This is a genomic window from Coralliovum pocilloporae (assembly GCF_030845175.1).
Lineage (GTDB): Bacteria > Pseudomonadota > Alphaproteobacteria > Rhizobiales > Cohaesibacteraceae > Coralliovum > Coralliovum pocilloporae.
Genome location: NZ_CP132542.1, coordinates 624,652 through 647,232 on the forward strand (window position 1 = coordinate 624,652; position 22,581 = coordinate 647,232).

At 55.3% G+C, this 22,581-nt stretch carries 18 protein-coding genes, 1 tRNA gene and 1 riboswitch; of the genes, 6 read left to right on the forward strand and 13 right to left on the reverse strand.

The features are described 5' to 3' along the window. The first annotated feature begins 99 nt into the window (after window positions 1–99). Together RA157_RS02955 and RA157_RS02960 are read left to right on the forward strand one after the other, a co-directional pair. The gene (locus RA157_RS02955; RefSeq protein ID WP_350334988.1) at window positions 100–1,440 is read left to right on the forward strand and encodes an aminotransferase family protein; all 1,341 of its coding nucleotides are present in this window, start codon (window positions 100–102) and stop codon (window positions 1,438–1,440) included. A 70-nt stretch (window positions 1,441–1,510) separates the two neighbouring features. Continuing rightward, on the forward strand, window positions 1,511–2,365 hold the full coding sequence (locus RA157_RS02960) for a D-amino-acid transaminase (RefSeq protein WP_350334989.1): 855 nt from the start codon (window positions 1,511–1,513) through the stop codon (window positions 2,363–2,365). 7 nt (window positions 2,366–2,372) lie between these two features. Here the strand turns inward: RA157_RS02960 and RA157_RS02965 are convergent, their stop codons facing one another. From RA157_RS02965 to RA157_RS02975, 3 genes are read right to left on the reverse strand one after another with little or no spacing between them, the layout of a single operon-like run. Further along, window positions 2,373–3,140, reverse strand: a complete 768-nt coding sequence (locus tag RA157_RS02965; protein WP_350334990.1) for a LamB/YcsF family protein — start codon at window positions 3,138–3,140, stop codon at window positions 2,373–2,375. 28 nt (window positions 3,141–3,168) lie between these two features. Continuing rightward, window positions 3,169–4,215: a 5-oxoprolinase subunit C family protein gene (locus RA157_RS02970; RefSeq protein WP_350334991.1), complete on the reverse strand. Its 1,047-nt coding sequence runs from the start codon at window positions 4,213–4,215 to the stop codon at window positions 3,169–3,171. Then, complete coding sequence (locus tag RA157_RS02975; protein ID WP_350334992.1) at window positions 4,212–4,973, reverse strand: 5-oxoprolinase subunit B family protein; 762 nt, start codon at window positions 4,971–4,973, stop codon at window positions 4,212–4,214. Before RA157_RS02975 ends, RA157_RS02970 begins: the two co-directional genes overlap by 4 nt. 166 nt (window positions 4,974–5,139) lie before the next feature. Then, window positions 5,140–5,334, forward strand: a riboswitch (cobalamin riboswitch). Window positions 5,335–5,439: 105 nt separating this feature from the next. On the opposite strand from RA157_RS02975, the gene RA157_RS02980 reads away from it, so the two are divergent. Both RA157_RS02980 and RA157_RS02985 read left to right on the forward strand, forming a co-directional pair. Beyond that, window positions 5,440–6,675 (forward strand): aromatic ring-hydroxylating oxygenase subunit alpha, encoded by a 1,236-nt coding sequence (locus RA157_RS02980; protein ID WP_350334993.1) that lies wholly within the window; start codon window positions 5,440–5,442, stop codon window positions 6,673–6,675. Between the two features lie 5 nt (window positions 6,676–6,680). Next, window positions 6,681–7,766 (forward strand): FAD-binding oxidoreductase, encoded by a 1,086-nt coding sequence (locus RA157_RS02985; protein ID WP_350334994.1) that lies wholly within the window; start codon window positions 6,681–6,683, stop codon window positions 7,764–7,766. 94 nt (window positions 7,767–7,860) lie between these two features. On the opposite strand, the gene RA157_RS02990 is transcribed toward RA157_RS02985, so the two are convergent. Together RA157_RS02990 and RA157_RS02995 are read right to left on the reverse strand one after the other, a co-directional pair. After that, a complete protein-coding gene (locus tag RA157_RS02990) occupies window positions 7,861–10,329 on the reverse strand; it encodes a GcvT family protein (protein WP_350334995.1) in 2,469 nt (822 codons plus the stop codon). Window positions 10,330–10,386: 57 nt separating this feature from the next. Then, window positions 10,387–11,922 carry a trimethylamine methyltransferase family protein gene (locus RA157_RS02995; RefSeq protein WP_350334996.1) on the reverse strand — a complete coding sequence of 512 codons (1,536 nt, stop codon included), beginning with the start codon at window positions 11,920–11,922 and terminating at the stop codon, window positions 10,387–10,389. Between the two features lie 125 nt (window positions 11,923–12,047). Between RA157_RS02995 and RA157_RS03000 the strand changes: the two genes are divergently transcribed. Continuing rightward, a complete protein-coding gene (locus RA157_RS03000; protein WP_350334997.1) occupies window positions 12,048–12,950 on the forward strand; it encodes a LysR substrate-binding domain-containing protein in 903 nt (300 codons plus the stop codon). Between the two features lie 56 nt (window positions 12,951–13,006). On the opposite strand, the gene RA157_RS03005 is transcribed toward RA157_RS03000, so the two are convergent. The 7 genes from RA157_RS03005 to RA157_RS03035 all read right to left on the reverse strand — a co-directional run bounded on the left by RA157_RS03005 (window position 13,007) and on the right by RA157_RS03035 (window position 19,175). Then, complete coding sequence (locus RA157_RS03005) at window positions 13,007–14,206, reverse strand: ABC transporter substrate-binding protein (protein ID WP_350334998.1); 1,200 nt, start codon at window positions 14,204–14,206, stop codon at window positions 13,007–13,009. 116 nt (window positions 14,207–14,322) lie between these two features. Continuing rightward, window positions 14,323–15,276, reverse strand: coding sequence for a branched-chain amino acid ABC transporter permease (locus tag RA157_RS03010; RefSeq protein ID WP_350334999.1), 954 nt, complete (start codon window positions 15,274–15,276; stop codon window positions 14,323–14,325). 1 nt (window position 15,277) lies between these two features. Then, a complete protein-coding gene (locus tag RA157_RS03015) occupies window positions 15,278–16,168 on the reverse strand; it encodes a branched-chain amino acid ABC transporter permease (protein WP_350335000.1) in 891 nt (296 codons plus the stop codon). Continuing rightward, on the reverse strand, window positions 16,161–16,907 hold the full coding sequence (locus RA157_RS03020) for an ABC transporter ATP-binding protein (protein WP_350335001.1): 747 nt from the start codon (window positions 16,905–16,907) through the stop codon (window positions 16,161–16,163). Before RA157_RS03020 ends, RA157_RS03015 begins: the two co-directional genes overlap by 8 nt. Further along, window positions 16,907–17,668: an ABC transporter ATP-binding protein gene (locus RA157_RS03025; protein WP_350335002.1), complete on the reverse strand. Its 762-nt coding sequence runs from the start codon at window positions 17,666–17,668 to the stop codon at window positions 16,907–16,909. Before RA157_RS03025 ends, RA157_RS03020 begins: the two co-directional genes overlap by 1 nt. Window positions 17,669–17,919: 251 nt before the next feature. Further along, window positions 17,920–18,873, reverse strand: coding sequence for a LysR family transcriptional regulator (locus RA157_RS03030; RefSeq protein WP_350335003.1), 954 nt, complete (start codon window positions 18,871–18,873; stop codon window positions 17,920–17,922). A 225-nt stretch (window positions 18,874–19,098) separates the two neighbouring features. Then, window positions 19,099–19,175, reverse strand: a tRNA-Ile gene (locus tag RA157_RS03035). A 154-nt stretch (window positions 19,176–19,329) separates the two neighbouring features. On the opposite strand from RA157_RS03035, the gene RA157_RS03040 reads away from it, so the two are divergent. After that, a complete protein-coding gene (locus tag RA157_RS03040) occupies window positions 19,330–20,052 on the forward strand; it encodes an SIMPL domain-containing protein (RefSeq protein ID WP_350335004.1) in 723 nt (240 codons plus the stop codon). A 69-nt stretch (window positions 20,053–20,121) separates the two neighbouring features. Here the strand turns inward: RA157_RS03040 and rpoD are convergent, their stop codons facing one another. Continuing rightward, entirely contained in the window at window positions 20,122–22,173 is a 2,052-nt protein-coding gene (gene rpoD / locus RA157_RS03045; protein ID WP_350335005.1) for an RNA polymerase sigma factor RpoD, read from the reverse strand. Window positions 22,174–22,581 lie beyond the last annotated feature (408 nt).

Here is a 22,581-nt window from a genome sequence, read left to right on the forward strand (position 1 = left end):
ATTTCGCACCGCCTGTGCTTGAATTTTAGCCAAATAGTGCCTCACGCCGTCGTTGGCATGCGGCATTTTTCCAGGCACCAAGGCAGGATGATCATTGCTATGCAGAATATTCTTCACCCGGCAACATCGATTCAATTGCTTGAGGAAACCGGCCCCCGCGTTATGCAGCACGCATCCGGCATGCATGTGATTGATCAGGATGGCAACCGGCTGATTGACGGCACTGCTGGCCTCTGGTGTTCGAATGTGGGCCATGGCCGCAAGGAAATTGGAGAGGCCATGCAAACCGCCGTCTCCGAACTCGATTATTTTCACACGTTCAACGGCTTTTCCAACGCTCAACAGATCAGGTTGTCTGAACGCCTGGCGGATCTCGCACCAGCCGGGCTGAATCACGTCTTTTTCGGATCGTCAGGGTCGGACGCCAATGACACGCTGATCAAGATACTCTGGCACTATAATGTCATTCAGGGGCGGCCTGAGAAGAAGAAGGTTATTGCCCGCTGGCAAGCCTATCACGGCACATCCATTTCCACTGCCAGCCTTACAGGTCTTCCGGGCTTTCACAAAGGTTTCCACCTGCCACTGGATTTCGTCGTCCATGTCTCCTGCCCGCATTTCTATCGCTATGGACAGGAAGGAGAAACCGAGGCCGCCTATACAGCCCGGCTGCTCCGGGAACTGGAGGAGACCATTGAGAAAGAAGGTGCTGAGACCATCGCCGGTTTTATCGGTGAGCCGATTATCGGCGCAGGTGGCGTCATCACTCCACCAGAGGGATACTGGGCCGGTGTACAGGAGATCTGCCGCAAACATGACATCCTGATTATCGCTGACGAGGTGGTCAGCGGATATGGTCGCACCGGCAGCATGTTTGCCTGCCCAGAACTCGGCATCAAGCCTGATATGATGACCACCGCAAAAGGCCTGACCGCTGGCACGTTCCCCTATTCCGCCGCGTTTGTTTCTGACCAAATCCATGACGTTCTGCGCAAAGGCTCCGAGCTTTTCGGCGCTTTTGCCCATGGCTATACCTATTCCGGCCATCCAGTTGGTGCAGCAGTTGCCAATACGGTTCTGGATATTATTGAGCAGGATAATCTGATTGAGAATGCCCGCACCGTCGGCACCTATCTGCATCAGGAGCTTCAGAAGCTGGCTGACCGCCATCCCAATATCGGTGAGATCAGGGGCAGGGGTCTTCTCGCAGGTATTCAGCTTGTTACCGACAAAGAGACAAAGACCCTGTTTGAAACATCCGAGAAAATGCCCGGTAAACTGTCTGAAGCCTGCTATAGAAAAGGCCTGATTATCCGCCCGCTTCCCACTGTCAGTTCACTGGCCCTGTCCCCGCCATTGATCATGACAAAAGCCAACGTGGACGCCACACTGGAGATACTGGCAGACGGGCTTGAAACCATCTTCGGCAAACAAGCATAAAAGACGCTCGGCAAGGCCCGAAAACGTGTTAAACCAGCCCCATTGACGGCAACAAATCGGATCAAATGCTATGAGCAGGATTGTATATGTGAACGGCGACTATCTGCCGGAGGAAGACGCCAGAATTTCGGTTTTCGATCGCGGCTTCCTGTTTGCAGATGGTGTTTATGAGGTGAGTTCTGTCCTGAACGGCCGCCTGATTGACAATGAAGGACATCTGGTCCGCCTGCGCCGGTCACTCAATGAGCTGAATATGCCCGCTCCGGCCTCTGACGCCGATATTGAAGAGATTCAGAACGAGCTTATCAAACGCAATAATGTGGAAGAAGGCGGCGTCTACCTTCAGGTCACACGCGGCGCTGCGGACAGAGATTTTCTCTACCCCAAAAATGCCAAGCCGTCTCTCGTTCTCTTCACTCAGGCACGCTCCGTTATTGATAACCCGAAGGCAAAGACTGGCATGTCTGTCATTCTGCTTGAGGATATTCGCTGGCGTCGCCGGGATATCAAGACCGTCGGGCTCCTCGCCCAGTCGATGGCGAAACAGGCTGCGTTTGAGGCGGGTGCCGACGATGCCTGGATGCATCAGGATGGTTTCATTACCGAAGGCAGTTCCAACAATGCCTATATCGTCAAAGATGGCACCATCATCACGCGTCACCTGAGCAACGATATCCTGCACGGCATCACCCGTAAGGCTGTTCTCGCACTGGCGAAAGAAACCGGCATGCCGATTGAAGAGCGCGCCTTCACCCCGGACGAAGCAAAGGATGCAGATGAAGCCTTCGTCACCTCTGCCTCAACCTTTGTCATGCCTGTGGTCAAGATCGACGGCAGCGACATAGGAACCGGAACACCTGGCCCTATCGCCACTCGTCTGAGAACCCTCTATATCGAAGAAGCCCTGAACAGCATCAAGGACTAGGACCGGCCTAGCTTCCGAACATCTTCACTGCGATACCGGCCTTTTCCAGTCGGTTTCGCAGAGCGGATGCCATGGCAACCGCTGCCGGATTATCTCCATGGACGCAGATGGTTTCCGGCTTGACGGGCGTTCTCACACCATTGATGGACGTGACCGCCTGATCATCAATCATCTTCAGCACACGGTCCGCCGCCATATCAGCATCATGAATGACAGAACCCGGCACTGACCGGGATACAAGGGTTCCGTCATCATTATAGGCACGGTCAGCAAAGACCTCACGGGCGATATTGCCGCCCTGCTCCAAAGTGGCTTTTTCAAGTGCGGTTGACGCCATAGCGACAACGTAAAGGTCTGGATCAACGGCCCGTGCCGCTTCCACATACATATCCGCCAGGGCCTTGTCACGGCTGGCCATATTGGCAAAGGCGCCATGCAGTTTGACGTGGCGGACGTGCGCACCATTGACCCGGGCCATGGCCTGGATTGCGCCGATCTGATAGATGATATCACGCGACAAAACATCATGCGGGATACCCTGGATTTCATAACGCCCAAAGCCATGCAGATCCCGGAATCCAGGATGCGCGCCGATACCGACACCTTTCGCCTGGCACATCCTGATTGTCTTATCCATGACCTGTGGATCACCGGCATGAAAGCCGCAGGCAACATTGGCGCTGGTGACAATATCCAGCATCTCGGCATCATGACCCATCACCCACGGGCCGTAGGATTCGCCAAGATCCACGTTCAGATCAATTGAGGATGTCATTGTCTTTTCATTCCATTTCTGTTCGCGCTCAATCCCTGTCCCAGGGCAACATATCACCATCAGCGACTGCGCCACTAATCAACTGATAGGACAGAAGGTCATCCATCTCGGACGGATCTCTCAACAAAGGCGTGCTCAGGCTCGGCAAACGCTCAAGCTCTGCCCTGAAACGCGACAGGCAGCCAAGTGCTGTCTCTTCATCAACCAGCTGGAAACGGAAACGGCTGCCGCTTGGCAATTGCGCCAGAGCATTCAGGTCAGCACCAATCACCGTTGCAATGCGTGGATAGCCACCAGTGGGCTGCCTGTCAGCAAGCAATACCGCTGGGAAACCGTCCCCCGGAATTTGAATATCGCCGAGAGAAATCGCGTCAGATGTTCCCGACAGAGCCATTTCAGTGTTGAACGGGTCTGCGGCAAAATCCAGCCGAACCCCCATTCTGTCCCGCTTGGAGGAAACCTGAAACTCGGTGGCCAGAAACCGGGCCCGCTCATCCTCTGAATAATAATGCGCCTGCGCACCCCAGAGAATGCGAATGACAGACCGTCCGAAATACCCGGGTTCCGGCAGGGCTTCCCCAAGCTTCGATCGTGCAGGACCATCACCAATCTTCAGGCAATCGCCCGCCTGAAGCATCCGCCCCTGATACCCGCCAAACCCCGCCTTTACATGGGTCGCACGCGCGCCCATGGCCATCGGCACATCAAAACCGCCAGCCACAGACAGATAACCATAAGCACCACCGGACGCGCCACCGATATCGAGCACCTGCCCCTCTTCAAGCCGGAATGCCGAACGCCAGACAACAGGTGTGCCATCAACGGAGGCTCGAAAGCATGCCCCCGTCAGCGCCACATCGACAGCTCCATACTCCGCCTGGAAACGACCACCAAGGCCATAAAACTCAAGCACTGCAAGCTCTGATGCCTGCCCCAGAAGGGCTGAACCTTCCCGATAGGCGAAGGCATCAACCACCCCGCCTTCGGTCACGCCATAACGTTGATAGCCGGGACGCCCCAGGTCCTGCACACTGACAGCAGGCCCGGCGGACAAAACGCGGAGAACAGGGTTCACGACAGCACCTCCCGCTCCACTACGCTTTCGCCGGACAGAACACGCGTCATCAGATCCTCAAACTCATCTTTGCAGATTGGCTTGAATGCCACTTCATCACCGGGTTCCATCAGGAAAACCGGATCACGCTGGAGATCAAAATTGCGGAATGGTGTCAGCCCGATCCGCCGCCAGCCTGTTGGCATGGCTATAGGGAAAATAACGGTCTGCCGAACAGCAACACAAATCGACCCAACCGGCTCTTCCGGTTTGACATGATCAAGCCGGGCAAAGTCCCATGGCTCCGGCAAAGCTCCGCAATAGGCCAATCCCGGTGAAAAGCCGATCATGTTTACCCGCAAGCGGTCCGCAGAATGCTGATGTATCACGTCTTCTGCCTCAACACCCAGAAGAGCGGCCACATCCTCAAGGTCTGGCCCTTCCTCATCGCCATATTTTACTGGAATACGCCAGAGACTTCGCCCCTCCGGCAACTCAGATGCATACCAGTCCCGGTCAGACAGCAAATCTGAAAGAAGTCCACGCAGGGTCTGTGGAGCCAGGTCAAGCGGATCAAACCGGATCAGCACAGATCGATTGGTAGGTGCTGTTTCCAGGATCTGTGGCAGGGCCATCGTCCGCAAGGCCGCATCAAACACGATGGCCGCCGTGTTGCAACGCTCATCAAGCCTGTCACCAAACTCAACGGTCACCGCCGCCTCACCGACCGATCGGATCAACGGATATTGTGGTTCAGAGACAGAAGACGACAGCGTCAAAACGAACACTCTTTCAAACAGAAAACAGGTTCCGATTTGTACATGGTCGAGCCGGTTTGTGAAGACCGGATTTAAACCAAGCGGTTCACAACACAGTCGGAAACATGGTGTCTGTTCTATTTTAAATCATGTCGTTTTTGTCGTCAGATACAGTTTTGAATCGGTCTAACGTCCGGAAAATCAAGGTGCCGCCTGCGGGCGGAGAATTGGGAAGCCGGTGAAAATCCGGCACTGCCCCCGCAACGGTAAGGACGGGCAGAACGTGGCAAAAACCACTGGGTTTGAGGAAATCCGGGAAGGTGCCATGTCGGTCGCGAGACCCCGTCCAAGTCCGGAAACCAGCCTTGTTTGTCAACGTCAACCGCGGGTGGCGGTGAACGGCGTGGATCCGGCCTGTCTTTCCGGTGCGCCCTCACTTTCGCCTGCCTGTATTGCCGCGGGGTAGCGGCAGAAAATCAGGTCGATCATGTATCAGCAATCCGATATTTTCATGCACTTGCTTAATCGCAAGTCCGCTCACTCGCTTGAGCAGCCTTTCTACACAGATCAGTCCATCTTCGACTATGACATGTCCGAGATCTTCTACAAGGACTGGCTGTTTGCGATCCCCGCATGTGAACTGGCAAAGCCTGGCAGTTATGTGACCCATCAGGTCGGTGCCTACTCCGTCATCATCGTTCGCGGTCAGGATCAGGTCATTCGGGCCTTCCACAATGCCTGCCGCCACCGCGGATCGGCCGTCTGCACCGCTAAAAAGGGCAATACGCCAAAACTGGTCTGCCCTTATCATCAGTGGACCTACGAACTTGACGGCTCACTTCTCTGGGCGCGAGACATGGGTCCTGATTTTGACGCCAGCAAGCATGGTCTGAAACCTGTCCATTGTCGCGAGCTGGAAGGCCTTGTTTACATCTGCCTCGCCAACCATGCCCCGGACTTCGATCGATTTGCAGAGCTGGCCCGGCCTTATCTCCGGCATCATGACCTCGGCAATGCCAAGGTCGCTTATGAAAGCTCCATCGTCGAGAATGGCAACTGGAAACTGGTCTGGGAAAACAACCGCGAATGCTACCATTGCGGTGGAAACCATCCCGCACTCTGCCGCACATTCCCTGATGATCCAGCGGTTACCGGCATCGAGGGCGGCACAACACCTCCTCACCTTCAGGCACATTTTGACCGCTGTGAACAGGCCGGACTGGCCTCCGGGTTCCATCTGAGCGCAGACGGGCGCTACCGGCTTGCCAGAATGCCATTGAAGGAGAAGGCGGAAAGCTACACGATGGATGGCAAGATAGCCGTCAGCAAAAAACTGGGTTCTGTTCCGTTCAATGATGCGGGTGCGTTGTTGAAGTTCAACTACCCGACCACCTGGAATCACTTCCTGCCGGATCACTCCATCGTCTTCCGCGTCACCCCGCTTTCCCCGACCACAACAGAGGTCACCACCAAATGGCTTGTGCACAAGGATGCGGTGGAAGGTGTCGATTATGACCTGAAACGCCTGACAGAAGTCTGGATAGCCACCAATAATGAAGATCGTCGCGTGGTTGAGGACAACCAGCGCGGCATCAATTCACCGGCTTATGAGCCCGGCCCGTACTCTCCAACCCAGGAAAGCGGTGTTATCCAGTTCATTGACTGGTACTGCGAGCGTCTTCTCTCCGGCATGAGAAGACTGAATGTAGCGGCTGCGGAGTAGGCGAAATGGGTCTTCATCAACATTTCGAAACCCTGGACGATTCCGCCATCTGGTCGGACGACGAAGCCCTTGAGTGCACTCTTGTGGTTCGCGAAACTGAAGATACGGCAACGTTCACGTTCCGGGCACCATCCGGTGCCTGGTTCCGTTATCAGCCGGGGCAATTCCTGACCCTTGAACTGCCCGTACCAGGTGAAATCGTCTGGCGGACCTATACAATCTCGTCATCACCGTCGAGACCACTCTCCATCTCAGTAACGGTCAAGGCCCAGCCTGACAGTATCGGCACACGCTGGATGATGGATCACCTGAAGCCAGGCATGCGACTGAACGCGAAGGGCCCAGCCGGCGTTTTTACCCTACCGAAACGCCCGAACGGAAAATTCCTGTTCATCTCAGCAGGCTCCGGGATTACGCCAAGCCTGTCGATGACACAGTATCTCTATGACCGGGGACAGGACCCCGATATCTGCTATGTGAACTGTGCCCGTCGCCCATCCGACATCATCAGGAAATCCCAGCTCGAATACATGGCTTCGCGTGTGCACGGTCTGCAGCTGCATTTTGTCGTCGAAGAAGATGACCCGTTTCAGGCCTGGACCGGCTATCGTGGCAGACTGTCCCAGGTGATGCTGTCGATGATCGCACCGGACTACCTGGAACGGGAAGTCTATTGCTGTGGCCCCGAGCCCTTCATGCAGGCCGTCCGCGATATCCTGAACGCGCTCGGCTTCGATATGGATAACTACAATCAGGAAAGCTTCGGGGCGCCAGCTGAAACCGTGGCGGAGGTCGAGGAAATCGACGATACCGTTCCGGATGAGCAGAAAGAGGCAGAAATCGTCTTCACACAGTCCGACGTCAGCACGCCTTGCACGGAGACAGACACAGTGCTCGGCATTGCAAGGTCTTCCGGCCTGAATATCCCGTCAGGCTGTACCTTTGGCGTCTGCGGTACCTGCAAGGTGAAGAAAGTCAGCGGCGACGTTCATATGGTTCATTCAGGTGGTATTTCAGAAGACGACATCGCCGATGGCTATATCCTCGCCTGTTGTTCCAATCCGATCGGCCGCGTGGAAATCGATATCTGACGGGTTACAGACTTGCTCTGTAAACTGAAAAGCCGCCCGCAGTTTTGCGGGCGGCTTTTCTCTTATCTAGCCAACTGAGGCCGGGGTCCTGACCCTAGACGCGCATATTGGCACCGTTTGCATCATAGATCGGCCCGCCGAGAACTTCTGCATCGTAAAATTCACCCAAAATTTCGACCTGCAGCCTGGTTCCCGGTTCAGCATTGGCCACAGAAACGTATCCCATGGCCATTGACTGGCCAACGCGATGTCCATAGCCGCCAGAGCTGACATAGCCGACGGCTTCCCCATCCTTGAGGATTGCTTCGTCGTTTGACACATCGATGCCGTCCACATCGATCGTCATGGTCACAAGCTTCCGCTCGACACCTTCATCACGGAAGGTTTCAGTGGCAGCCTTGCCAACGAAATCCTTCTTCCAGTTGATGAACACGTCCATACCGGATTCAACCGCATTGAAGTCCGGCCGGAATTCAAGCGTCCAGACGCCCCAGCCTTTTTCGAGACGCATGGACATCAGCGCACGTGCGCCGTACCAGCGATACCCCAGATCAGCACCGGCATCCTCTATGGCTTCCGCCAAACGCAGCAGATATTGCGGACGGCAATAGATCTCAAAACCAAGTTCACCTGAGAAGCTGATCCGGTTCAGGATAACAGGCACACCACCGACAAAGGTCTGGCGCAAGTCGCGGAACTTAAAGGCATCCGCAGAAACATCATCGCGGGTTATCCGCGCCAGAAGTTCGCGCGATTTCGGGCCAGACAGCGCAATGCCATGCCAGTCGTCAGAGACATTCCCGTAGGTCACACCCTCCGGCAGGTCTTTTTCAAACCAGCGACGATGCGCCTCCTGCATGGCACCAGAGCCAAACAGCATGAAGTGATCGTCCGCCAGACAGGCAACCGTCAGATCGCCGTAGAGGCGGCCTTTTTCCGTCAGCATGGGTGTCAGGGTCAGACGACCCGTCTTCGGTACATACCCGGCCAATACGCGATCAAGATAGGCACGGGCACCTTCACCCTTGAACTCATGCTTGGCAAAGTTGGCAATCTCAATGCCGCCCACCGCTTCCCGAACAGCGGCAACTTCCCGAGCCACATAATCATGTGACCGGTTCCGCTCGAATGTGGGATCCTCATGGGCGTCTTCCGGACCATCCGCAAACCAGAGCGCATTCTCAAGACCAAAGCCCTGCCCCATAACAGCGCCTTTGGCGATCAGACGATCATAAAGCGCTGTTGTTTTCTGAAGGCGTCCCTTGGGCAGGGTTTCATTCGGGAAGGTCATCACGAAACGGCGTTCGTAATTCTCTGAAGACTTAACGGTGCCCCAGTCCGGGGTTGCGAACTCACCGAAGCGGGCGACATCCATAGCCCACACGTCGATGGACGGCTCACCGTCAATCATCCACTCAGCCATGGTGAGGCCAACACCACCACCCTGACAGAAACCAGCCATGACACCGACCGCGACCCAGTAGTTTTTCATACCAGGAACCGGGCCAATCATCGGGTTGCCATCGGGGCCGAACGTGAATGGCCCGTTGATCATGTCCTTGATGCCTGCTTCCCCAATGGTCGGGATGCGCTCGAAAGACATTTCAAGGCGGTCGGCAATCCTGTCCAGATCAGGCTGCAGAAGCTCATGGCCGAAGTCCCATGGCGTGCCGTCAACCTTCCACGGCGTCGATTTCGGCTCATAAGTGCCAAGCAGCATGCCCTGCCGCTCCTGCCGGAAATAGATGTTCGCTTCATAGTCAATACCGGCAGGCAGGCGACCCGCTTCACCCATGCTCTCCATCCGCTCGGCAATCAACGGAATCTTCTCGGTGATCAGGTAATGATGCTCCATCGGCTGCACCGGCAGATGAATACCTGACATGTGTCCTACTTCGCGCGCCCAGAGGCCGCCGCAGTTGACCACATATTCCGCATTGATCGTGCCCTTCGGCGTCGTCAGATCCCAGCTGCCGTCAGGACGCTGGCTCATGCTGGTGACCCCGCAATGGGTGAAGTACTGCGCCCCGTGAACGCGCGCGGACTTGGCAAAGGCATAGGTTGCCCCGGACGGATCCAGATCACCATCCTGATCATCCCAGAGAGCCGCATAATAGTGTTTCGGGTCAATCAGCGGATGACGCTCTGCCAGTTCCTGCGGAGAAATGAATTCCTGATGCAGGCCCATATAACGGGCCTTGGAGCGTTCACGCTTCAGGTAGTCGTACCACTCCTTGGTGGACGCCGCATAGAACCCGCCAGTGATGTGCAGGCCCACGGAGTGCCCGGATGTCTCTTCAATCTCCTTGTAGAGATCAATCGTGTAGGACTGCAGACGGGAAATGTTGGGATCAGACGAGATGGTGTGAATCTGTCCAGCCGCGTGCCAGGATGATCCGGACGTCAGTTCATCCCGCTCAAGCAGAACAACATCCTTCCAGCCGAATTTAGACAGATGGAACAGGATGGAACAACCAACAACACCACCGCCGATCACAACGACTTTGGCGTGGGACGGCAGAGCCTTGCTGCCAGTGCTTTCATCTTTCTGGATTTCAGGCATATCTGTCTTCTTTCATGACTTCAAAAGGCCATCTCTGGCCGCATCTGCAATTCAGGGTCAGTACCAGGCGTCCGGCATGGAGGCTTTGCGCTGCTCGACAAAGGCTTTCAGCTCTTCGTCCTTGGCCACATCCATCTCCGGCAGCTCATAGGTATCCAGCAACATGTTCCAGCGCTCATAAGCCCGGCGGGCCGTATCTTTCGAACCCATCTCGGTCCACTGCTCAACGCTTTCCGAATCAGACATTCTGGCGTCGTAATAGGCTGTCTCGTAATTACCCATCGTATGCCCGCAACCGAGGAAGTGACCACCCGGCTCCACCTCGTGATACGCTGAGCGGGCCAGACCGTTATCGTTGGTTTCGATGCCGTTCAGAACCACAGCCATGGCCCCCAGGCGGTCAGCATCAATCACCAGCTTCTCAAAGCCCATAGACAGACCGCCTTCCATCCAGCCCGCGGAATGAAGCACGAAGTTCGCCCCGCCCAGGACCGTGGAATGGATGGAATCCGCGCTTTCAAATGCAGCCTGTGCATCCGGGACCTTGGAAGCGGTCAGCGAACCACCACAGCGGAGCGGCACACCAAGACGGCGGGCCAGCTGGCCGATAATGTAGTTGGACATGACCGGCTCCGGCATGCCGAATGTTGGTGCGCCGGATTTAAGGCTCATGGATGAGAGGAAGTTCCCCAGAATGAACGGAGCGCCCGGGCGGACCAGCTGGCTGAATGCCCCGCAGGCCATCCCTTCTGCCAGCGCCTGGGCAATCGCCCCTGCCGTAGTGACAGGGCCCATCGCGCCGCCGAGAACAAATGGAGCAACGACAATTCCCTGATTGGCCCCGCAATAGACCTGGATGGCCTCGGACGCGACCTTGTCCACCAGCAGAGGCGAGTTTGTGTTGACGTTCCCCATGATGACGCATTTCTGCTCAAGGGTATCTGCCCCGTGTAGGATGCGCGCCATTTCAACGGAATCTTCTGCTCTTTCTTTCTCTGTGATTGCGCCCAGCATCGGCTTGGTGCTGTAGCGCATGTGGGTATAGAGCATATCCAGATGGCGCTTGTTGACCGGCACATCACAGGGCTCGCAGGTCACAAAGCCCGAGTGATGCAGCGACGGCAGCATGGCCGTGATTTTCACAAGCTTCTCGAAATCCGCCATGTTGCCATAGCGGCGGCCACCTTCCAGATCACGCACAAATGGCGCCCCGTACATGGGTGCGAAGATCGTATGCTTGCCGCCAATCTTCACCGAGCGCCCCTCATGGAAGGCATGCTGGGTAAACTCAGAGGGGATGGTCTTCATCAGCTCCTGAGCCATACCCTTTGGCAGGCGCACACGTGTGCTCTTTACATCGGCCCCGGCATCCTTCCAGATTTCAAGCGCTCTCGCATCATCCCGGAATTCGACCCCGATTTCCTGCAGTAGCCAGTCTGCCTGGTTCTCCAGATCAACCAGCCCTTCCTCTCCGAGAAACTCGAAATAGGGAATCTTGCGGGTGATATAGGCAGGAGCATCCACCACGGCCCGCTCTGCACTCGCTCCACTTCCACCGCGCCGTCTGCGCGACCGTCCTCTGGTATCCGACATGACTGTTCTCGTTCTTGAAGGCCTGCCCGTGACAGCCCTGTGTCATTTTTACGAAAACCCAGTCTAACGGCACGAGCTGTCCTTGTGACGCTTGAAAATTCTGATCCTTTGGATAAATTGAATTTATGCAAAAACTCCGAAAACTCATCCAGTCTCCGACATCCCTGTTCGCATTTGAAGCAGCCGCTCGCCATGGCTCGTTCACAAAAGCCGCAGCAGAGCTTAATGTTTCACAGCCTGCTGTCAGCTTTGCCATCAAGCAACTGGAGGCAAGCCTTGGTGTTACCCTGTTCGAACGCAGGCATCGAGTAATCAGGTTGACTGATGCAGGAGAGACATTCTTCAAGGATGTATCCATCGGCTTGAGCCATATCGGGCAGTCTGCCGAAGGCTTGTCACAGGTATCATACGATGAGCATGTGACCGTATCCACATCAACAGCCTTCGCCAATTACTGGATTGTGCCGCGCCTTTCCGAGTTCAAAACCCGCTTCCCCGATATTGATCTGCGCCTGCAATGTACGGATCAGGATGGCGATCTGGTCAGCGAAGGCATCACCCTTGGCATCCGCCGCGGGAAGGAGGGCGACTGGCCAGGCTATGAGGCCGAGCGGTTGACAGACGAGATCATCCACGCGGTGTGTAGCCCTGCCCACAGAGCCGCATCCGAGACAATCAGCAAAGCGGAAGACTTGCTCAACTACCAGCTCATTCATCTGGAAGAGCCTTACCGCCCCCGCCCCACCTGGTCAGACTGGTTCGCCAGCCACGGGGTCAGTTACAAGGATAAAGGAGATGGGTTGAGATTGAACGATTACGCCCTTGTGCTGCAAACCGCCATGGCTGCCCAGGGCATTGCCATGGGGTGGCAGCATGTCACCGACAGCCTTGTCGAACGCGGTCTCCTCCATCGCATAGAAGGCCTCCGCTACCATTCCGGCAGCGCCTTCTGCATGATCTGGAACAAGGCCACTCCGCTGAATGACAAGGCCCAGGCCGTCAGAGACTGGATCTTATCCGGGCAGTAAAAAAAGGCCCACATCGCTGCGGGCCTTTCTTTAATTTGCTGTATCAGGTGCGCTGATTAGCGGGTCTGCCAGGTGCCGTCGTCACCGACGATCATCAGGTCATAGATACCAGCCACATCACCATTGCCGTCGAAATCAACAGCACCGGTTGCGCCTTCGTAGTTGATGTCTTTGCCTTCAGCAATCAGTGCCTTGGCCTTGGCCCACTCACCCGGACGGATAACTTCCCCCGGGGCCGTTGAGACAGAAGCCAGAGCTGCCGGGATAGCTGCGCGGTCCGCAGAACCGGCCTTTTCAATCGCCAGAGCCATCAGGAAGGCTGCATCATAACCATGAGCGGCATAAGGAGCGGCAGGGTCATTGCCGGTTTCCTTGTAAGCAGCAGCAAAAGCCTTGTGAGAGGCATTGGACTGGTCAGACGCAGGCTGCGAAATCCACATCCGGCCTTTCAGGTTCTCCGCACCGATCTGCTCGATAACAGACTTGTCCATCATGCCGTCAGCCGCATAGAACTTGGAGAACAGACCATTTTCAAGACTGTTGCGAACGATGGAAATGCCGCTGGAACCATAATAGGCAAACAGGGCCAGAGCATCCGGCTTGCCGCCCGCGAGGGTGGACAGTTCAGAACGGTAGGACGCCTTGTTCGGCTCGTGAGCCTGATTGGCCGTGATCTTACCGCCGAGGGCTTCATATTCTTTGGCAAAGACACCAGCCAGACCGGCATTGTAGTCATCATTGGCATACGTCACGGCAACGCTTTTAACGCCAGCATCAAAAACGATCTTGGCCAGAGCAGCACCCTGATAGGCATCAGACGGAGCCACACGGAACACGGTGCCGTTGTCTTTCAGCTCGGTGATCGATGGTGCGGTGGCCGAGTCAGAAACAACGGCAACACCAGCCGGGATACTGACAGACTGCACAAGACCGCTGGTCGCGCCAGAGCAGCTCGGACCCACGATACCGACAACCTGCTCGACATTGACAAGTTTGTTGCCTGTATCAACAGCCGCTTTCGGATCACAGGCTGAATCGCCCACAACCATCGTCATGGTATCGCCTTTGAGAAGGCCGCCATTATCATTCACATGTTTCACAGCCAGGTTACGGCCAGCCAGGATTGGGCCAACCAGCTCGGCAATCGGGCCGGTCACACCACCAGCGGAGCCAACCTTGATTTCACCGGCATTGGCAGACGCTGCTGCAAGGGCCAGTGTTGACGCTGCGAGAGTCAGGGATTTCAACAATTTCATGAGTAAACTCCTCTCCTGTTTCTCAAAATATACAGTTTTTCGAATGTGGAACAAAGACTTATCTCACTTCAATGATAAAGCCCGGGCCCCACTGACAGTCTTTCAAAGACAGCCGGTCACAAGGACTGGCTGTTCTTGATCTTCGGACGCACTTCCGGAAAGAAGCCCTGTGGGAACTTCTGCAGGAAGATCTGCAAAGCCAAACCAATCAGGAAGATGCGGACGTAAGCTGTTCTGACAGCAAGTTCAGTCGGCAGCTGGCCTGTGAGAATCTCGGTAGCGGACCAGACTCCCCAGATCAGGAAAGCGCCGACAATTGCCCCCTTGTTGTTGGCACTGCCACCAATGATCAGCATCACCCAGACAAGAAATGTCGCCAGAAGCGGCTCTGTAGCATTCGGGTCGACAAATTTCAGGTAGTGGGCCATCAGAGCACCGGCCAGTGCCATGATCATGCAGCCGATAACAAAGCCTTCCATACGGAAGGTCTCCACATTCTTACCAGCTGCCTTAACGGCGGTCTCATTCTCGCGGATCGCCGTCATCACACGGCCCCATGGTGACTTCCGCACCACTTCCAGCATCAGATAAAGAACAGCAACAATGGCCAGAACCAGCCCCAGAAAGGCGAAGTGGTTCCACGGCTCAGGCAGGCCCTCAAAGGGTTTGGGAATCTGCGTCACACCGCGGGGGCCATTGGTTGCCCAGGTCTCGTTCTTCAGGATGAGACGGAAGATCTCGGCAATACCAATCGTGGCAATGGCAAGATAGTCACTTCGAAGCTTGAGGCAGACCTTGCCTATGCCGTAGGCGATGATCCCGGACAACAGCATGGCCGCACCAAAACCCACCACATAGGGCATCTCGAACCCGCCCAGATGACGCACAGACGGCGCTGTGGTCAGAAGTGCCGATGTATAGGCACCAATACCGAAGAACCCGGCAATACCTGCATTGAACAAGCCGCCAAATCCCCACTGGACGTTCAATCCCAGTGTCAGCACCGCATAAATTCCACCCATGGTCAGCAGGGCGATCAGATAGAGCATATATCCGTAAAGCTGATCCATATCAGAACACCTTGCCTTTGAAGAGACCGGTCGGACGCCACAACAGCATGCCAACCATGATGACAAAGGCCACACCGGCCTTGTAACCCGGGTTGATCAAGGGCGCATCTGTGATCCACGGATAAGCGGACAGCTCTTCCGCCAGGCCAATAATCAGACCACCGGCAACCGCTCCATAGGGGCGACCGATACCGCCCAGAATGGCCGCAGCAAACATTGGCAGCAGCAGCTTGAAGCCCATCATGGTCTCAACCTGGGTATCAATAGCCAGGAAAACACCCGCCGCGCAGGCCAGACCGGCACCAACCACCCAGGTCGCCATCACCACCTTTTCCGTATCGATACCCGTCAGGCGCGCCAGTTCCGGCGAATCCGACATGGCCCGCATGGCCTTGCCAATCTTTGTGTAGGTCAGCAGGTAATGCACACAGAACATCAGCGCCACAGCACAGCCGATAATCAGCACATGCTTCGGCAGAATGCGGATCGTATCAAACAGCCACCATGGGAACTGGATACCCGGGAGGATGCTCTTGAGCTGAACACCCCAGAAGAACTGCACCGCAGACCGGATCATCAGCATCAGACCAAACGAGGCAATCACAAGCATGATGACCGGCGCGTTACGCAAGGGCTTGTAGAACGCCTTGTCGACACCGATAGCCACAGCCACAGTCAGCACCATGGCAATCGGCAGAACTGCGAGCGGATGCAGACTTGTCAGCTGCACCAGAGACCAGGCAAAATAGACGCCCAGCGTCATGATTTCCCCATGAGCAAAGTTCGCAAAGCGCAGAATGCCGAAGGTCATCGAAATACCGATGGCCCCAAGAGCATAGATACTGCCGAGCACGAGCCCCGGGATGAAGTAGAAATTGATAAACTCAGCCATTTGCATCCCCGTCGGGATTCTTGTTGCCAGACTTGCCGCCACCGAGGAACATCTCGCCGACATCCGGATCATTCAGAAGGTCTTCACCGGTTCCCTCGAAACGGTTCTTGCCATCCACCAGCACATACCCGCGATGAGCAATACCCAGGGCCTGCTTAGCATTCTGTTCCACCATCAGAATAGGCGTACCTGCCGCATGGATGGTCTTCACAATCGAGAAAATCTCGCCACGATATTTGGGAGAAAGACCGGCAGTCGGTTCATCCAGAAGCAGGATTTTCGGCTCAAGCATCAGCGCCTTGCCCATGGCCACCATCTGTCGTTGACCACCAGACAGCGTCCCGGCCGCCTGACGACGCTTCTCGGCCAGTGGCGGGAAGATCTCATAGATTTCCTGAATACGCGGGCGATAGTCGTCGGTCCGCACAAAGGCACCCATTTCGAGATTTTCCTCAACACTCAGGGTCGGGAAAATATTGGATGTCTGCGGCACATAGCACACGCCGTGACGCACCACCTGCTCCGGCGGGGTGTTGGTGATATCCTGTCCGTCCAGCACAACATTGCCGGATGTCAGTTTCAGCAGACCGAAGACCGATTTCATCGCTGTGGATTTACCGGCACCATTCGGCCCGATGATTACAACGATCTCGTCCTTCTCAACCGCCATCGAAACACCATGCAGGATCTGGGTATCTCCATAACCGCCGATGACTGAATTCAGTTCAAGCACAGCCATTACGCATCCTCCCCGCCAAGATAGGCATCCAGCACTTGCGGGTTGCTGCGCACATCAGCCATTTTGCCTTCTGTAAGAACAGTGCCTTCCGCCAGCACGATGACCGGATCACAGATCGCTGCAATCAGATCCATGTCATGCTCAATGACGCAGAATGTATAGCCACGCTCCTCACGCAAACGCACAATCATATCGCGGATCTTGAGCAGCAGCGTCGGATTCACCCCGGCGCCTGGCTCATCCAGCAACACGAGCTTGGCATCCGTCATCATCGTGCGGCCGAGTTCCAGAAGCTTCTTCTGCCCGCCGGACAGGTTGCCTGCTCTTTCATCCCTCAGATGAGAGATCGACAGAAACTCAAGGGCATCCTCTGCAAGAGCCCGGACTTCATCTTCCCGACGTTTGACGGACTTCGAAGAAAGCCAGTTATTGAAAATGCGCTCGCCCGGCTGCTGCGGTGGAACCAGCATCAGGTTCTCCAGCACAGTCATCTTGGCAAACTCATGAGGAATCTGGAATGTCCGGACGATACCGCGATGGAACATCTGATAGGTGGGAAGACCGGTAATGTCTTCTCCCTCAAAGATGATGCGCCCGGATGACGGCGCGAGTTCTCCGGCAATCATGTTGAATGTAGTGGTCTTACCAGCCCCGTTCGGTCCAATCAGCCCCGTAATGGACCCCTTGCTGATTTCAAATGAGCACTCATTAACTGCATGAACCCCACCAAAGTTCTTGCTGAGCTTTTCTACCTTGAGCACGTGTGCTCCGCCTTCCTCGTAAAAGCCTGTTAGGCAATCTTTTTATCGCACATGTGGCAGGAAGCAGCACCACCCGATGAGAGCTGGCCTTTATAACGCGACCATTGCAACTGTATCGACTGTCAACCTCTACCCCGAATGTGGGGCATTAATACAGTATTCAGAGCCCAATTCAATCAGAGTCCATCATCAGGCTGAGAGATTTGAAGTGAGATACGCAGCTGAAAAGCCTGGTATCCCAATCTCGAAAATCAGGCGAGATCCGGCCTGCCCGCAACATCTGACTGAAGTGCCGGCAACCGATTATTGCGGATCATGTCACGACAATGCTCGACAAAGGCCTGAACTGTTCCAGTGGCACCGGCCCCCGGTGTCATAACAAGTCCCATGCGCACCGGTCTGACATCACCAGCGAGAGGGATAAAAACCAGTTTCCCCCCATCCGGCGAGCGGTCATTGAGAGGCCTGATATTGACAATCGAATAGCCATAGTTGTTGGCAACCAGACTGCGCATAACCGCAATGTCTTTTGTCCGCTCAGCAATCTGCGGCTTGATACCCGTACCCGCGAAAAATGACAGGAAATACTCGCTGCTGTGGGGCAGATCCAGAAGCACCATCGGGTAGGTCTGCAGCTCAGCAATCGTCAGGGCCTCCTGCCCCGCAAGCGGATGCTCTTCTCCCAGAAGCACATAAGGCTTCAGCTCAAGCAGCGGAACAAAATCCAGGTCATTAGGAATATCAATCTCGTAGGTCACAGCCAGATCCAGCTTTGCCTGTCTTACTCCACTGAAGATCTCATGCTGGTTAAGTTCATGCTGGCGGAACCTCACATCCGGATAACGGCCCTCGAAGTCTCGCCTCAGACGCGGCAGGATGATCTGTGCGAAGGTCAGCAGGCACCCTACAGACAAGGGGCCACGAACCTGACCGGAAATTTCGCCAGCCAGATTGTTGAAATAGTCCGCTTCCTTCAGAATAACCCGCGCCTGTTCCAGCAAACGCTGACCGGATTGCGTCAGCAGCAGGCCTTGCGCATGTTTGCGCACAAACAGATCAAGCCCAAACTCCTTTTCCAGCTGTGAAACTGCCGTGGAAATAGACGGAGAAGAGATGTTCAGCTTCTCACTGGCTATGGAAATGCTGCCGTACTCGCCAACAGCGACAAAATATTCAAGCTGTCGAAATGTAAAGCGCAGAGGCATGATATCAGCTTCCCATTCGGCACAAGATCAGGGCATTCACCAGAGAGCTTAATCACTCTTCTCACCCGTTGCATCCAGATCTTTGGTTTCTCACCAGCTTATGACATCAGCAATAAGCCGCCCACCCCATGAGAGAAGGCGGGTTCGCAGGTGCAAACGCACGCCGCGCTGTTAGCGCGCCCCGTCAGAGATCATGAGTAAAGCGAATTGTTGTGAGATAAGAAATGGTGGGCCCGGTAGGACTCGAACCTACGACCAGACCGTTATGAGCGGTCGGCTCTAACCAACTGAGCTACAGGCCCCCATGGGATTAAACGGTTATACAAGCTTCAATTCAGGCGGCAAGCCTGTTCGTCGCAATGCGGTCGTATTTTTTTGTGACACCCCTATAGATCATTGATTTGACTTTCAAAAAAACTCACAGTTGACCCATAATTCACAACCGGAGCATTTCAGATGAAATCCTTATTGAGCAGCTTTGTTGTTGTCTGCGCCTTGCTGACGCCTGCATCAATCTCCCATGCAGAAGAACAGAACCCGGCATACCTGACCATAACTGCCACGGGTACCGTCAAGGCAGAGCCTGACATGGCCGTGCTCACCACCGGCGTTCAGACCAGAGGCAAAACCGCCAAAGAAGCGCTTCGAGAGAATTCAGCTGCCATGGAAAAGGCGCTTGCAACCATTACCGCAGCAGGTGTTGAGCGCAAGAACATCCAGACAAGCAATTTCAGCATTCAGCCGCAATATATCTATCCGCGCGACAGCAATGGCCAGTCAAAACCACCCAAACTGGTTGGCTATATAGTGTCCAATCAGGTGACCGTCACAGTCAAGGATCTCGACAAGGTCGGCTCGCTGCTTGATGCCGTCATCTCGGCAGGTGCCAATAATGCCGGTAATCTCAGCTTCTCTATTGCAGAGCCGGACCCGCTTCAAAACGAGGCACGGCGCAAGGCTGTTCAGAAGGCCCGGGAGAGAGCCGAACTCTATGCGGAGACCGCAGGCGTCAGACTGGGGCACATTCTATCCATCTCGGAAGGTCACATACGCCCACCGCATACGCCACACTTCAAGGCAGAGGTCGCTGCATTGCGCGCTGCGGATTCCGTTCCCGTTGCAGCAGGCGAACAGAGCCTCAATGCGACAGTCACCATCACCTGGCAACTTGAGCAGTAGAACCGAAAAAGGCCGGGTCTAAACCCGGCCTTTTCACGATAGGATCGTCAAACGTCCAGCGTCCCGATGTTAGCTGTCAAGGAAGCTACGCAGCTTGCGTGAACGGCTCGGATGTTTGAGCTTCCGCAGCGCCTTCGCCTCAATCTGACGAATACGTTCACGGGTCACCGAGAACTGCTGACCAACCTCTTCCAGAGTGTGGTCTGTGTTCATACCAATGCCGAAGCGCATGCGCAGCACACGTTCCTCACGCGGGGTGAGCGAGGCAAGAACACGGGTTGTCGTCTCACGCAGATTGGACTGAATAGCCGCATCAATCGGCAGAATGGCATTCTTGTCCTCAATGAAATCACCCAGATGGGAATCTTCCTCATCACCGATTGGCGTTTCAAGGGAGATCGGCTCCTTGGCAATCTTGAGAACCTTGCGCACCTTCTCCAGTGGCATCTGCAGTTTCTCAGCCAGCTCTTCCGGTGTCGGCTCGCGACCAATCTCATGCAGCATCTGCCGGGAGGTCCGGACAATCTTGTTGATTGTCTCGATCATATGCACCGGGATACGGATGGTCCGGGCCTGATCGGCAATAGACCGGGTGATCGCCTGCCTGATCCACCAGGTCGCATAGGTAGAGAACTTGTATCCGCGACGATACTCGAACTTGTCCACCGCCTTCATCAGGCCGATATTGCCTTCCTGAATCAGGTCAAGGAACTGCAGACCGCGATTGGTGTATTTCTTGGCGATGGAAATCACCAGACGCAGGTTGGCTTCCACCATTTCCTTCTTGGCGATCCGGGCTTCACGTTCGCCCTTCTGCACCATGTGAACGATACGGCGGAATTCCGAAATTTCGAGACCGGTCTCAGTCGCAAGGTTCTGGATTTCCCGACGCAGGTCCTTCAGAAGTTCCTTCTCCCGGGCAACCAGTTCTTTCCAGCCGCGAGATCCCAGATTGGCCACGCGACGAATCCAGTTCGGATCAAGCTCAGAGCCCTGATACTGCTTCAGGAAGTCATCACGACGGACACCGAAGGATTCTGCAAGACGCAGCAGACGACCCTCATAACCGATCAGGCTCTTGTTGATATCATAAAGCTGTTCCACCAGAGCCTCGATACGGTTCTGGTTCAGCGACAGGGACTTCACTTCAACAATGATGTCCTCTTTCAGCTTCTTGTAACGACGCTCCTGAGACGGAGACAGGGTCTTGTTCTGCAGGCGGTTTTCCACCAGCTGATCCTGAAGACGGCGCAGCTTTTTGTAGTCGTCCGCGATCTGGTCAAAGATTTCGAGAACCTTCGGCTTCAATTCGGCTTCCATGGCAGACAGGGAGACATTGCTCTCCATGTCATCATCATCGTCTTCGCCTTCACCACCTTCGCCATCAGTCTGCGCTTCGCCGTCACCAGCCGGGGCAGCCTGTGCCTTGGTGTCCTGAGGCTGCGAGGACACAATCCGTGGTCCGCTTGCAGCAGCGGCTTCACCTGAGGCCGCCTCGCCTTCTTCACCGTCACCATCTTCATCCTCATCTTCGGCCGCGCGGGCCAGAGGGTCGGAATAGGTGGCTTCCAGGTCGATAATGTCACGCAGCAGAATGCGGCCTTCATTCAGCTCATCACGCCAGATGATAATCGCCTGGAATGTCAGCGGGCTCTCGCAGAGGCCGGCAATCATGGCTTCGCGGCCAGCTTCGATCCGCTTGGCGATGGCAATCTCGCCTTCACGGGACAGAAGCTCGACAGATCCCATCTCGCGCAGATACATACGGACCGGGTCATCCGTTCTGTCAGTCGGCTCGCGGGTTGTCGTCTTGGCTACAGCGGTTGAGCTGGCAGCAACCAGATCGCCGCCCTCAGCCGCAGCTTCCTCTTCCGCTTCCTCGTCAGATTCGACCACGTTGATCCCCATGTCACTCAGCATGGACATCGTGTCTTCAATCTGCTCGGAGGTAACCTCTTCAGACGGCAGAACAGCGTTCAGCTCTTCATAGGTTACATAACCACGTTTCTTGGCGGTCTTGATCATCTTCTTGACCGCGGCATCGGAAAGGTCGAGAAGCGGGCTATCCTGGGATTCCGGATTAGCGCCTGCATCTGCCTTTTCTGTCGCCTTCGCCACCATAATCTCTCCTCACGCTCGCCAGGAGCGGGTCGTCAGGACCAGGCCAGACGCACTGATCCAAGTGTTCCAATCAGGCAAGAGATACGCTCTCTCCGTTAAATGGGGATTAACCCTGCCATCCAACGTTGCCCATAATTACCGTCCGGCCTGCTGATTGGTCAGCAACCGGGTTAAAATCTTCCGGGATTGTGCGGCTGGTTTTATCATTCGCCGGGTCAGTTCCCTACAGCGCCAGTTTGCCACATGAATAAATCTATTTAGCGTTCCTGTGGAAATCTTCAAGCGCCGAATCGATTCGGCGGCGGAATAAACCGGTGATTCGCGGCGAAAATCCGCAAATGTGAAAGCTGAATGATCTGAATCGGTTATCTGGAGCGATCTATGCCTGAACTTGACGCACTGATTCGG

Coding starts and splice junctions, on each gene's coding strand:
- RA157_RS03015 (WP_350335000.1), bottom strand. CDS start 16,168: ATGGCTGAGTTTATCAATTTCTACTTCATCCCGGGGCTCGTGCTCGGC.
- RA157_RS03040 (WP_350335004.1), top strand. CDS start 19,330: ATGAAATCCTTATTGAGCAGCTTTGTTGTTGTCTGCGCCTTGCTGACG.
- RA157_RS02990 (WP_350334995.1), bottom strand. CDS start 10,329: ATGCCTGAAATCCAGAAAGATGAAAGCACTGGCAGCAAGGCTCTGCCG.
- RA157_RS02985 (WP_350334994.1), top strand. CDS start 6,681: ATGGGTCTTCATCAACATTTCGAAACCCTGGACGATTCCGCCATCTGG.
- RA157_RS02980 (WP_350334993.1), top strand. CDS start 5,440: ATGTATCAGCAATCCGATATTTTCATGCACTTGCTTAATCGCAAGTCC.
- RA157_RS02965 (WP_350334990.1), bottom strand. CDS start 3,140: ATGACATCCTCAATTGATCTGAACGTGGATCTTGGCGAATCCTACGGC.
- RA157_RS02955 (WP_350334988.1), top strand. CDS start 100: ATGCAGAATATTCTTCACCCGGCAACATCGATTCAATTGCTTGAGGAA.
- RA157_RS02960 (WP_350334989.1), top strand. CDS start 1,511: ATGAGCAGGATTGTATATGTGAACGGCGACTATCTGCCGGAGGAAGAC.
- RA157_RS03000 (WP_350334997.1), top strand. CDS start 12,048: ATGCAAAAACTCCGAAAACTCATCCAGTCTCCGACATCCCTGTTCGCA.
- RA157_RS03005 (WP_350334998.1), bottom strand. CDS start 14,206: ATGAAATTGTTGAAATCCCTGACTCTCGCAGCGTCAACACTGGCCCTT.
- RA157_RS03010 (WP_350334999.1), bottom strand. CDS start 15,276: ATGGATCAGCTTTACGGATATATGCTCTATCTGATCGCCCTGCTGACC.
- RA157_RS02995 (WP_350334996.1), bottom strand. CDS start 11,922: ATGTCGGATACCAGAGGACGGTCGCGCAGACGGCGCGGTGGAAGTGGA.
- RA157_RS03030 (WP_350335003.1), bottom strand. CDS start 18,873: ATGCCTCTGCGCTTTACATTTCGACAGCTTGAATATTTTGTCGCTGTT.
- rpoD (WP_350335005.1), bottom strand. CDS start 22,173: ATGGTGGCGAAGGCGACAGAAAAGGCAGATGCAGGCGCTAATCCGGAA.
- RA157_RS03020 (WP_350335001.1), bottom strand. CDS start 16,907: ATGGCTGTGCTTGAACTGAATTCAGTCATCGGCGGTTATGGAGATACC.